This is a genomic window from uncultured Ruegeria sp. (assembly GCF_947497005.1).
In the GTDB taxonomy this organism is placed as follows: Bacteria; Pseudomonadota; Alphaproteobacteria; order Rhodobacterales; family Rhodobacteraceae; genus Ruegeria.
This window is the reverse complement of record NZ_CANMFF010000021.1, coordinates 59,141-70,300: the sequence shown is the minus strand read 5'-3', so window position 1 is coordinate 70,300 and position 11,160 is coordinate 59,141. Positions and strand designations below refer to the sequence as shown.

The 11,160-nt window shown below is 53.2% G+C and carries 12 protein-coding genes and 1 pseudogene; 10 read left to right on the top strand and 3 right to left on the bottom strand.

The features are described from left to right. The first annotated feature begins 138 nt into the window (after nt 1-138). The 3 genes and pseudogenes from Q0816_RS22055 to Q0816_RS22045 all read left to right on the top strand — a co-directional run bounded on the left by Q0816_RS22055 (nt 139) and on the right by Q0816_RS22045 (nt 2,918). A pseudogene (locus Q0816_RS22055) lies at nt 139-746 on the top strand (IS6 family transposase). Between the two features lie 243 nt (nt 747-989). Next, nucleotides 990-1,622, top strand: coding sequence for a hypothetical protein (locus Q0816_RS22050; protein WP_298854692.1), 633 nt, complete (start codon nt 990-992; stop codon nt 1,620-1,622). Between the two features lie 24 nt (nt 1,623-1,646). Further along, the gene (locus Q0816_RS22045; protein ID WP_298854690.1) at nt 1,647-2,918 is read left to right on the top strand and encodes an MFS transporter; all 1,272 of its coding nucleotides are present in this window, start codon (nt 1,647-1,649) and stop codon (nt 2,916-2,918) included. A gap of 257 nt (nt 2,919-3,175) precedes the next feature. Here the strand turns inward: Q0816_RS22045 and Q0816_RS22040 are convergent, their stop codons facing one another. Further along, entirely contained in the window at nt 3,176-4,345 is a 1,170-nt protein-coding gene (locus Q0816_RS22040; RefSeq protein ID WP_298854688.1) for a cupin domain-containing protein, read from the bottom strand. Nucleotides 4,346-4,829: 484 nt separating this feature from the next. Here Q0816_RS22040 and Q0816_RS22035 point away from each other — a divergent pair, with 484 nt between their 5' ends. After that, complete coding sequence (locus tag Q0816_RS22035) at nt 4,830-5,186, top strand: cupin domain-containing protein (protein ID WP_298854686.1); 357 nt, start codon at nt 4,830-4,832, stop codon at nt 5,184-5,186. Nucleotides 5,187-5,356: 170 nt separating this feature from the next. Here Q0816_RS22035 and Q0816_RS22030 read toward each other — a convergent pair whose 3' ends face one another. Further along, nucleotides 5,357-6,715 (bottom strand): MFS transporter, encoded by a 1,359-nt coding sequence (locus Q0816_RS22030; protein WP_298854694.1) that lies wholly within the window; start codon nt 6,713-6,715, stop codon nt 5,357-5,359. A 136-nt stretch (nt 6,716-6,851) separates the two neighbouring features. On the opposite strand from Q0816_RS22030, the gene Q0816_RS22025 reads away from it, so the two are divergent. Further along, nucleotides 6,852-7,256: a helix-turn-helix domain-containing protein gene (locus Q0816_RS22025; protein ID WP_298854684.1), complete on the top strand. Its 405-nt coding sequence runs from the start codon at nt 6,852-6,854 to the stop codon at nt 7,254-7,256. 437 nt (nt 7,257-7,693) lie between these two features. Here the strand turns inward: Q0816_RS22025 and Q0816_RS22020 are convergent, their stop codons facing one another. Beyond that, nucleotides 7,694-8,266 (bottom strand): TetR/AcrR family transcriptional regulator, encoded by a 573-nt coding sequence (locus Q0816_RS22020; protein WP_298854682.1) that lies wholly within the window; start codon nt 8,264-8,266, stop codon nt 7,694-7,696. 69 nt (nt 8,267-8,335) lie between these two features. Between Q0816_RS22020 and Q0816_RS22015 the strand changes: the two genes are divergently transcribed. The 5 genes from Q0816_RS22015 to Q0816_RS22000 are packed head-to-tail and all read left to right on the top strand — an operon-like array spanning nt 8,336 to nt 11,083. Beyond that, nucleotides 8,336-9,217, top strand: coding sequence for an oxidoreductase (locus tag Q0816_RS22015; RefSeq protein ID WP_298854680.1), 882 nt, complete (start codon nt 8,336-8,338; stop codon nt 9,215-9,217). Between the two features lie 9 nt (nt 9,218-9,226). After that, entirely contained in the window at nt 9,227-9,682 is a 456-nt protein-coding gene (locus tag Q0816_RS22010; protein ID WP_298854678.1) for a hypothetical protein, read from the top strand. Between the two features lie 21 nt (nt 9,683-9,703). Beyond that, nucleotides 9,704-10,183, top strand: a complete 480-nt coding sequence (locus Q0816_RS22005; protein WP_298854676.1) for an SRPBCC domain-containing protein — start codon at nt 9,704-9,706, stop codon at nt 10,181-10,183. Beyond that, a complete protein-coding gene (locus tag Q0816_RS26135) occupies nt 10,167-10,406 on the top strand; it encodes an NAD-dependent epimerase/dehydratase family protein (RefSeq protein WP_367180559.1) in 240 nt (79 codons plus the stop codon). Before Q0816_RS22005 ends, Q0816_RS26135 begins: the two co-directional genes overlap by 17 nt. Next, nucleotides 10,403-11,083, top strand: a complete 681-nt coding sequence (locus Q0816_RS22000) for an IS6 family transposase (protein WP_298854587.1) — start codon at nt 10,403-10,405, stop codon at nt 11,081-11,083. Before Q0816_RS26135 ends, Q0816_RS22000 begins: the two co-directional genes overlap by 4 nt. Nucleotides 11,084-11,160: the final 77 nt, after the last annotated feature.

The window sequence follows — 11,160 nt, the reverse complement described above, 5'->3', positions numbered from 1 at the left end:
CAATTCGCAGAACTCGCAGTCTAAACACAGCAATTTCTTACGAGCATTCATACTTCCGAAAAGAATGCGACAAAGCCTTGGAGCTGGGCAGGTTAGGCGGTGGCTGGCCATCCGTATTCACCAGTTGAAAGCCAGCCCATGATCTCCTTCAAAGGCGTGCAGTATCCGAAGGATGTTATCCTCTTTGCGGTGTTCTTCTACGTTCGATATGGCGTCTCGTACCGTGATCTGGAAGAAATCATGGCCGAGCGTGGCATTTCGGTTGACCACACCACGCTGAACCGTTGGGTGACACGATACTCCGACGCCATTGCCGACGCCGCGCGCAGACGTAAGGGATTGTGTGACCGATCCTGGCGAATGGATGAAACTTATATCAAGGTGAAGGGCGCGTGGGTTTATCTTTATCGCGCGGTCGACAAATACGGTAAAACGCTTGATTTCATGCTTTCCCCGCGCCGAAACAAACCGGCGCCAATACTGCCGGCATAAAGGCGATCAACAAGATGCTCAAAGGCTTTGGTTGTCCGATCCCGATCGAGATGGTGAGGCGGAAATACCTCAATAACATCGTCGAACAGGATCACCGTTTCATCAAGAGGCGTACTCGACCAATGCTGGGGTTCAAGGCTTTCGCCTCAGCATCCGCAACGCTAGCAGGCATTGAGGTTGCGCACATGATCCGCAAAGGTCAAATCACACCCGGACTCTGTCCGTTTCGGCAGTTCGCTGAGCTCGCAGCCTAACTCCCGAGCGATTGTTGAAACTGCTCGGCGGGCTCAAATCTTTGCAACAGAACCCCGAGGTCTGCTGTAAGAGCCCAATTTGACCGATGCTGCGTGTTGGATGAATGACCGGTAGCCTCATTTTATCTGTGCTGAATATCCGATCCAATTTTCAGAAGTTGTGTTTCTCTCGACTAAAATGGCCATTCATATACAATGCGCGTTAGTGCGAGAGCGCCTATCGTGGCAATAGGAGCCTGACATATGAGTGGCGAAACCCCTGACAATCTTAGACTTTGGCTACCTGACCACGATGCTGTCGTCTGCGACCGGAGAGAAATCAATACCGTCTTACAAAAAGTAGGCGCGCATGTTTGGCCGCTTGATACAGCCTCCGCCCCTGCTGAAATTCGCGCCCTTTTAGAAGCCAATAGTTTGGATCAGGAGCAGAGCCAGAAAGTCCAGAATCATTTTTTATGGTCCCGCGAACAGCTCCTGGAGTGTATCAAAGCCGCAGGACGTACGCCTGGTACGGCGGGCGGTGGACTTCTTTCAACGACCGACAAAACTCACGAGGTAATATACCCTCAACTCTATCAGGTGTTGGAAGGGATCGATTACACTCGTTTCGACCGTTTTCACGTCAATCGCAGCCTGACACAAACAGGTGTTGACGAAGTAATGCATGTGCTTTCTGGAAATGGCGTTGTCCTGCGTCAGAAAATTCCAGACTACGGATCGTTTCGGTTGGAAATCGATTGCCCGCCGGACCAAGGCTGGACTCTGACCTATGATGGCGACCAGCCACATATAGGATCTCTCAGTGATGCTTCCCTTGGTACGAAAGTCCTGATGCAAATCATCGGCCCCGGCGAGTGGGAAATGATCTATCTCTGAACAGCCAAACCAAGTGGATTGCAATTGAAACTGTCTCCCGGGATTCCCAAGCATGTAAATCTCACTGCTGCCACTGTGGGTAATGTGTTGGAGTGGTACGATTTCGCAATTTACGGTTTCTTGGCAGCGATCATTGGCAAACATTTTTTCCCCGCGGATGATCCGACGGCATCTCTGCTGGCTTCTTTTGGGGTCTTTGCCCTTGGTTTTCTGGCCCGCCCATTAGGCGGTATTCTGTTTGGCCATATCGGAGACAAGATCGGCCGGAAGACCAGCATGCTGATTTCGATCAGTTTGATGGGCGGCGGCACCTTCGCCATCGGGATACTGCCGGATGCTTCCCGGATTGGCGACGCGGCGCCGCTGTTACTTGTGGCAGTAAGGGTCGTTCAAGGCCTTTCCATGGGTGGCGAATACACAGGATCCGCCGTCTACCTGGCTGAGAGTGCACCGGATGAGCATCGCGGCTTCATCGGCTGTTGGCCACAGGTTGGGTGCCTATTGGGAGTCCTCTTGGGCTCCGGTTGCGCGGCTCTGACAAGCACCATTGTCGGGGAAGCAGCCATGCAACTGTGGGGCTGGCGGGTTCCCTTTCTTCTCGGTGGGCTGATTGCTGTTTGGGGATTGTTGATGCGCCGCCAAATGGAGGAACCAAGTGTTCTGGACGCATCCGAGCGTGTCTCAGGTTCGCCCTTGATTGTGGTGATGAGGAACCACTGGAGGCCAGTCCTTCGCCTGGTTTGCCTGCTGCTGGTCACCAGCATCGGCTATTATATGCAATTTGTTTATGCCGCCTCCTTCCTGTCCGAGAAGATGCACATCTCAACCGCCAAATCCATGGATATCAATACCCTGGCGATCTTCACAATGCTTGTTGTAACCCTGCCTGCAGGCTGGCTGGCGGATCGTTTGGGGCGCAAGCCGATGTTGGCTTTTGTTGCCATTGGCAGCATGATTTTTGCTTGGCCATTATGGTGGCTCATTCATCATCAGAGTTTCGTTCTTATTTTGATCGGTCAGTGCGGATTTGGTGTCCTCTACGGTGTTGGCTTCGCGGTCATTATGCCGACCATGGTCGAAATGTTTCCCGCTTCGGTGCGATGCAGCGGCACGGCAATTGGCTTCAACCTGTGTCTTGGATTGTTCGGCGGGACAACCCCTTTGGTCGTGACCTATCTGGTGTCACGCACTTCGAATGATTTTGTTCCAGCCTACGTGCTTATGGTAGCTGGAATTTTGTCTCTGTTAGCGCTCTACCGCCTTCCCGAGAACCGCGGCAAGCCACTCCCGAAGTGACTTTTCTTATCGCTCAAAAGCCGTCGAATTTGACCGGTTGGTACTATTCACCGTCGGAAAAAAGATCGGACTAAGGTCTGCTCATATCCGATGGACCGATGTCTTGTTATCACGTTGGTTGGCGTTCTCATTGGCATTGCGTTTCTCGGCGAACGATTGCATGCAAATGACATTCTCGCGCTTGTTCTGATCATTGCTGCGCTGATCATCGGCAAGTTCAAATCTTAGATTGGAAAGACGCCGGGGCTACCACGTACTTATCTTGGCGCGATGAAAACGTCCTGCTTCGGGAATTTTTCGACAACATCCAGCTTTTGATTGAAATGCGCGGCAAGCAGGTAGTCCGGATTGCCTGCAATCCATTCTGAAAGGTCGATAGCCTGATATTCACCGGTGTTGAACGCGATCAGTATTCGGGCTTTTTCCTCACCGATATTTTCAATCGAGTGCCCGTAGCCCTGTGGAATATACCCGACATCCCCTTTGTTCAGGGATTCTGTGGCGAAACGGCCATTTGCGCCAAATATGGTAATGCCGATGCTGCCGTTCATTACGTATTGCCATTCATCTGCGTTCGGGTGCCAGTGGAACTCTCTCATCCCCTTCGGCTCAAGCTCCAGCACCACGCCTGTCACTGTGGTTGAGATGGGGAATTCCGCTTGGCTGACCAGCCATTCGCGACCGCCTGCGAATGAAGAATTCGGCTCTTGTTCCAGAAGCCTGTATTTGTGCGTTTTCCGAGGTGTCGCCAGATGGCCCTGATGAGGTAAGGTAGGTTCTTCAGGGGGTGGATCGCCGTGCACGAAATAGACTTCGCTCTTGGGAAATGAGTCAAACGCTGCAGCGGGCAACCCCAAGGATTTTGACAACAGGTCTTTCGGCGCGTGACCAATCCAATCCGTGATGCTGAATGTTCCAAATTCAGAAAAGTACCCGTTGTCAAAAATTAGGATGAAGTGACAGGGCTGGTTGCCCAGACACTGTATGGAGTGTCCGTAACCACGCGGGAAGTACCATACATCGCCTGGCTCAAAATCGTTCGTCTCAGACTTACCCGCAGGATTGATGACTGTTGTCCGGCAGCGACCCTCCATGACAAAAGCCCATTCCGCAGCAGTAGCATGCCAGTGCAGTTCACGGGCGACACCGGGATCCAGCTTCATCGAGACACCGGCGATACCAGTTGAAACCGGAAGTTGTTGCACGGTGGCTTCTTTCCCGAAACTGCCACCGTCTTCACGCCCCTTGGATTTTTCCAGTTCAAACTTGAAGCTCGGGAGTTCTTGCTTCGAAAGCTCCGGGTCAGGAACGTTGTTCCAAAACGGGCCGGATGGAAACTCTGCAGCCGAAACTTGCACCGCAGCAGTTCCGCCCAAACCCGCCGCTGCCGCTGTTCTGAAAAAATCTCGCCTGGATGAATTAGCCATGCTGACCTCCTAGTCTTCGGGAAATGGCTTCCACAGGATAACACGGCACATTTGGATCTCTAAATTAGCTCACGTTCGTTCTGGCATGGCTGAGTTGTGGGGCACGTTAACCACCGCGCATTCTGAGCGAGGTCAACTGCTAAAACAGCACTTTAACCGACGCAAAAACCGGGAAGCTAATATTGGTGTAATCGCAGCGAATTTACGCATTGTGGCGCAAGCTGGAAACGCAAAGTTCGGTTTTGAATATCTGGATTGGGCTTGCCACCAATCACTGACGCGAAGAGCAGCGAACGGCGACACCGAGCCCCATCTGTCGTATGCAGCGAGTTTCACTAAGGCCAACGATGTGTGGAAAGCGGAAGTTAGCTGCGGGTTGTGCCAAAGCCGTTTATGCAGGCGCGAGCCGATTTGTGCTAAGATCACAGCTCAGGAAATCAAAAGCCGAGTCTTCGATTGATCACCACGCGACAAGGGAGTTTCAATGAACAAGATGTCTTTCAGGCTGATACCCAGCCCCGATAACATGGTGGCCTCGGATTTCACCGATCCTGGCGCCTTCACAACCAGTGATACGAACGAACGAAACTGGTTTAAGTTTGCAAACGACGACGAAACTATTCTCTCGGGCGTCTGGGAATGCCCACCCAGTCGTGAAGAGATCGACGCCTATCCGGTACATGAGATGATGACCGTGATTTCCGGGTCCGTAACACTTACGCATCCTGACGGAGACGCCGAGACCTTCACAGCTGGTGATACGTTTTTCATCAAAAAAGGCAGCAGGTTGATTTGGGAGATCACCGAGAAATTGCGGAAGTATTACATGATCGTCTCTTAGTAGGTTCAAATTGCGAGGCGATCCCTGCGATCAAACCTACGACCAAAATGGGCTCGGAACATACCTTCTCCGCGTGCTGCACGAATTGCAGCTCTGGGGCTGCGACCAGCCAATCGAACAGATTGCAGAGAACGGCGTAGCAGATCCCAAAGTGACGGATACTGTATTTTTTATGAATGTCCGGTTTCAATTCTGGTCATGTTGTTTCGATGCGAAAACACTGCGAGCAAAACGACACCAACGGCTAGAACAAAACACATCGCAAACGTTCCCGCCAAAGCAAAGCTTATGATCCGTGCACCGTCTGCGATGCCTGTTCCAAAGGATGCTAACGACCAAAAAACTGTGCTGACTGATGTAGCCCCAAGGATAAAGCCGAAGTTACGGCTGAGATTGAGTACACCCGACGTTACGCCTCGATCTTGTTCTGAGGCATTCTCCATCACTGCGGTGTTCAGTGCTGCTAGGATAACCTGGTAGCTGGGCGCAAGTAGAACAAAAGCTAAGATGAATCCGCCAAGCCCGAAGAAGAACGGCAGCGCCGCCATGGCTGCACATGCTACAACCATTGCCAACGCGCCAGCTATCATCGCACGGCCAGCCCCCATCCGCTCTGTGAACCACCCGGCCGGAATACCGCTCAGGGCAGACGAGATTGGGCCGACTGACAACACCAGTCCCATCTGAGCTGTCGTCAAACCAAGCCCTTCCACTAGGAAGAACGGCCCCACCAGCAGTATTCCCATCATGACGAGAGACACGATGGCATTCATTGCTAAACAGGCAAGCAAATGCTGGGAACGCAGCAAAGAAGGCGGGATGATCGGTGAGTCGGTGTTCGCCTCAATCGCAAGGAACGCCACGAATGAAACGCCTGCCAAAGCTGTCAGAGTAACTACGGAAGTGTCAAAACCATTGGCCATATCAGACAGGAGAAGGGTGAATGCACCGAAACAAATGGCCAAAGCGCCTGCGCCGGGAAGATCGATTGCTTCCTGTTTATCAAGGCGCTTACTATTTTGGAGGCACATGAGACAGAGCATAAGTGCGACAAGCGCTATTGGTATTTGCAGCAGATAAACGGCGCGCCAGCCAAAGCTGGCCACAACAGCACCGCCAATTGCAGGGCCTGAGGCTGTCCCGATTGCCGACATGGTTCCCATCACCCCCATCCAACGCCCAATCTGTCCGGACGAAACTAAATCGCGTACCGATGCCAGGGGCATTGCCATCATTGCAGCAGCGCCTGCGCCTTGGACAAAACGGCTGGCGATCAGAACTGGTAGAGTTGGTGCCACGAACGCAAGGAATGCGCCGAGGCTAAATAGGGACAAACCTGAAACAAGCACAGCGCGCTTGCCATAGAGATCGCCTGCGCGTCCTACCGGTACGATAAGTGCCGTGATTGCAAGGATGTAGACAGCCACCACCAATGTCGGGTCCAAGCTTCGTCCCTGAAAACTCACAGAGACCGCCGGTAAAGTGACGGCAGCAGAGCTTATCCCCAGGGCCGCGAGAATTATTGACAAACTAGGGCCAGACAGAACCGTCAACGTACTGTTTTGACCGGTGGGTATAGAAGAATCGCTCAACTTAACTGCTCCCTTGCAATATCGGAGCAAGAACCCTACAACTTGAAGTCAACTTCAAGTCAATGGGGTTTGAATGGAAAGACTTCTGGATATCGCCGAGGTGTCAGATCGATCCGGCGTAAGTCCGTCTGGCCTGAGGTACTACGAAAAAAGGAAGCTAATCGTCGCGGTTGCCCGCAACGGACTACGTCGCCAATATGAGCCAGCAGTCCTTCAGGAGTTGGCGCTCATCAACTTGGCGAAATCGGCAGGCTACTCTCTTGATGAGATAGGTTCGGTATTACGCCGACCCGGAGCGACGGTCATTCCACGCGACGTACTGGTCGAGAAGGCGGGAAGTCTAGAAGAACAGGCCAAGAGGTTGGTCAATCTCGCGAAGATGCTGCGCCATGTCGCGGACTGCCCTTATGAAGATCACTTTGAATGCTCTCGCTTCCGGAAGCTGTTAATAGTCGCAACAAAAGTCACGAACTGCTGAGTTGCAGTAAATTCCAAAGCCGTTGTTGGAGGCGCAGCGGCCACCGGCAGCAAAGCCCGCAACTCGGAAACGGTAAAGCTTAGTTTTGAATGTCCGCTTCGGGCTGACTGCGTTCCTTTGGAGTAAAAATGCGGATGGCTGCAAAGTCCACTCCCCGATTGTTGGTCCGAGCCGCAGCGAAGAGGCGGTATGGAATTAGCCGAATTTTCACCGATGAATGACCGCAATCGGGAATTCTCTGCGACGCAACAAATAGCGTGCCGCGCCCGCGAGGAGTTGCTGCGTTAGCAAAAGCGGCGTGAGCAAAAGGTGGCTGTGTCCGCGAAGTGTGAGTTACTCCGCCGCTGGATTCTGCGCTTGCGGCGAAAGTCCGGTTCGGTGAAGCTGCATTGCGGCGTCGCCTGATCTGATGAATGGCTGGTTAGGGCCGAGCCCGTCTAAGCGCTGCTGGTGACTTTCAACGCCGACATTCGCAAAGCGGACAGCAATTCGATCAAGTGTTTCTTGTTCATTGCGCTGTACTTGGCCGCTGTTGAAGAGCGCTGGATGAAGTCCGCGTACTGATCAACAGTCAAATCGCAGTTTTCAATCGCACTCGAGTACGGCTCCAGGACACGTGCGATGATCTCGGTGTTTCGTTTTGCGCCGGCCTCCAGCTCTTTCTGACTTGTCGAGGTCACCCCAGCGATGATGTCCTCGGCGTTGGGCGAAGATTGTAAGAAGTCATAATGCTCTATGACAGCGTGTTTGAAGACGACATCGAGTTGCGCACCAAGGCCATCCGCTTTTTTGAGACCGGCTTCGATATCCAGAACGACCCTGTCTGCCAGCGACCGGATCGTGGCCCGCAGCACCTCGTCCTTGTTTGCGAATGCCTTGTAGAGTGTTTGACGCGAGATACCCGCTTCTCGAGCGATGTCGTTCATGCCCGTTCGCTTCACGCCGTAGCGAAGAAAAAGCTGCTTCGCGGCTGCGAGGATGTAGTCGTAGCGATCTTCCATGATTTTCATATTGACAAGTCAGCGCTTAGTGTCAACATTAACAATCACACACAATATGTCAACCTGTCAGGATGCGAGATGTCTAAACAATCTGGAAAAGTCGCGATCGTCACCGGTGCAAACAATGGAATCGGGTTTGAAACAACAGCCGGTATGGCCGAAGCGGGTTTTCACGTCGTCATGGCGTGCCGCAGCCTTGAAAAAGCCGAAGCCGCCAAAGCAAACGTTCTTGCGCGGATCCCGTCCGCATCACTTGAGATCCTCGTGCTGGACCTGAGCGATTTGACTTCGGTTCGTGCGTTCGCTGAGGCTTTCCGCGCCCGGTACTCCACGCTGGATGTGCTGATAAACAACGCGGGTATCCTGCTGTACTCTGCTCAAACGAACGCTGATGGCGTCGAGCTGCAGTTTGCAACCAACCACTTGGGACACTTTCTGCTGACTGCTCTTCTGATCGACATGTTCCCGGACGACACCGAATCGCGGATCGTCTCGCTCTCCAGTATCGCCCACAAGAATGCGAACATTCACTTTGACGATCTGACATGCGGCCAGGATGGCGGCGTTGCTTACGGTCAATCCAAGCTTGCCTGCCTGCTCTTCGGTGACGAACTGGACCGTCGCCTCAAGGCTTCGGGCAAGTCGCTGAATTCGCTGACTGTGCATACGGGCGGGTCGGACTCCGGTCTATTCAATGATTTGGACGAAGCAACGCGCGCTAACATGAAGGCACAAGTCGAACAGTTTCTGCACTCCAACGAAAACGCCGCGAAGCCGTCTCTGTTCGCCGCTTTGTCGGATCAGGTCAAAGGTGGCGAATATTACGGTCCTACTGGCCCCGAAGAGATGAGTGGCAAGACCGGGGTCGCGGCCCGCAATCCAATTTGCGACGACCACGGTTTGACCGAGCGTCTGTGGCGTCTCTCGGAAGAGTTGACCAGCCATACATTTGCGATCTGAGGGACGGGGATGAACACGTTCATGGAGCGCCTCTCGCAGGGGTTCGAGTATCTGATCGTACTCGCGTCAGTTACAATGCTGGGCTGGGGACTTCTCGGGTTTCTTGAATACTTCACCGGGCTGGCGCCGCTCATGCCTTTGCAAAACGCGACCTTTCCGCCGGGCATGCAAACTCTCCATTGGATACTGATCACCGCATCGGGCGCCACCTATCTGGCCGGATACGTCCTGCGCTGGAGCGTCACTCCGATTGCCATGCTGGTCATGTTCACCGCGCTTGCCACCATGTGTGCCGTGCAAACCTTCGACATGTTGGAAAACCCGGATCGCTACCGGAATTTCGTCCAGGAATGCGTCAACTACATCATCATCTCGATCTACCTTTTTCGATCCAAGCGTATGCGGGATCGTTTTGGGCGGATCACAATTCGGGGCGGGGATCGCGTCTCGCCACAGAACGCTTGAGACCTCAAAGGAAGGATTGCCATGGAATCCGGATCATCGGAAAAAGTGAGCCTCTCACATCACAAAATCCACACCGACATTGTGGTCGATGCGCCGCCGGACGTGGTCTGGTCGGTGTTGACCGACACGGCGAGTTACAAGGGCTGGGCAGCGTTCCTCGTGGGTATCCATGGAGAGATTAAGGATGGATCCACCATCACTGTCGACTTTCAGCTCGATTCATCAAAGGAAAAGCTGACCACGCTGGACCACACGATCACAGTCGTGGACGGGACGGAATTCTATTGGGCCGAGAAGGGGCCGGGTGGCATTCGCGACAACCATCATTTCCGGGTCGAACCTCTGGAGGGTGGCAAAACTCGCTTCGTACAATCCGATGAAATCATGGGGGGCATCACCTTCCTGATGGGCGGGCGTTTGGCGAAGATGTATGTGGACGGCTACAAAGCCTTCAATCGCGGCTTGAAGGCCGAGGCAGAACGCCGTGTCCAATCCGCCTAACAAGACACCGCGACCACTTGGGCGGGTTCTGCTGACGGGGGCGACCGGGATGGTCGGCTCATCGGTTCTCGCGGCATTGCTGAACGAAAAAACTGCGCGCGAAGTCGTGTCACTTGGGCGCAGGCGGTGCAAAATGGCTCGGTTGCAAACTTTTGACATTGACGATTGTTGGGTTAGCGCGCGAGTGATCAGCAGCAATAATCAGTCGAAAGCCAGCTCATGATCTCCTTCAAAGGCGCGCAATATCCGAAGGATGTGATCCTGTTCGCGGTCTTTTTCTACGTTCGATACGGCGTCTCCTATCGCGACTTAGAAGAAATCATGGGAGAGCGAGGTGTTTTCGTGGATCACACCACGCTGAACCGATGGGTAACGCGATATTCTGGCGCCATTGCCGAAGCAGCGCGTAGACGCAAAGTACCATGCGACTGCTCCTGGAGAATGGACGAGACATACATCAAGGCTAAGGGCGCGTGGGTCTATCTATACCGCGCCGTCGACAAACACGGAAAGACACTTGATTTCATGTTATCTGAGCGGCGCAACAAGCCAGCTGCCACTAAATTCTTTGCCCGGATGCTGGAAGTTAATGGGTTACCACGGAAGATTGTCATCGACAAAAGCGGCGCCAATACTGCGGGCCTGAAGGCCATCAACAAAATGCTCAAAGGCTTTGGATGTCCCATTCCCATCGAGAAGGTCAGACGAAAATACCTCAATAACATCGTAGAACAAGATCACAGGTTCATCAAAAGGCGAACCCGTCCGATGCTTGGTTTCAAATCCTTCAATTCAGCATCAGCAACTCTAGCTGGAATCGAAACTGCGCACATGATCAGGAAAGGTCAACTCACACCAGGAGTCTGTCCATTCAAACAATTCGCCGAACTAGCCGGTTAACACCGATGCGATCGCTCAATCAGCTCACCATGCTCAAAAGTTTGCAACAGAGCCCATTGCTCTCGCTCGGAAAGGAA

What these genes read in the sequence shown, in the direction of transcription:
- Q0816_RS22050 (WP_298854692.1), top strand. Translation starts at nt 990, where the DNA reads ATGAGTGGCGAAACCCCTGACAATCTTAGACTTTGGCTACCTGACCAC.
- Q0816_RS22040 (WP_298854688.1), bottom strand. Translation starts at nt 4,345, where the DNA reads ATGGCTAATTCATCCAGGCGAGATTTTTTCAGAACAGCGGCAGCGGCG.
- Q0816_RS22035 (WP_298854686.1), top strand. Translation starts at nt 4,830, where the DNA reads ATGAACAAGATGTCTTTCAGGCTGATACCCAGCCCCGATAACATGGTG.
- Q0816_RS22025 (WP_298854684.1), top strand. Translation starts at nt 6,852, where the DNA reads ATGGAAAGACTTCTGGATATCGCCGAGGTGTCAGATCGATCCGGCGTA.
- Q0816_RS22020 (WP_298854682.1), bottom strand. Translation starts at nt 8,266, where the DNA reads ATGAAAATCATGGAAGATCGCTACGACTACATCCTCGCAGCCGCGAAG.
- Q0816_RS22015 (WP_298854680.1), top strand. Translation starts at nt 8,336, where the DNA reads ATGTCTAAACAATCTGGAAAAGTCGCGATCGTCACCGGTGCAAACAAT.
- Q0816_RS22010 (WP_298854678.1), top strand. Translation starts at nt 9,227, where the DNA reads ATGAACACGTTCATGGAGCGCCTCTCGCAGGGGTTCGAGTATCTGATC.
- Q0816_RS22005 (WP_298854676.1), top strand. Translation starts at nt 9,704, where the DNA reads ATGGAATCCGGATCATCGGAAAAAGTGAGCCTCTCACATCACAAAATC.
- Q0816_RS22000 (WP_298854587.1), top strand. Translation starts at nt 10,403, where the DNA reads ATGATCTCCTTCAAAGGCGCGCAATATCCGAAGGATGTGATCCTGTTC.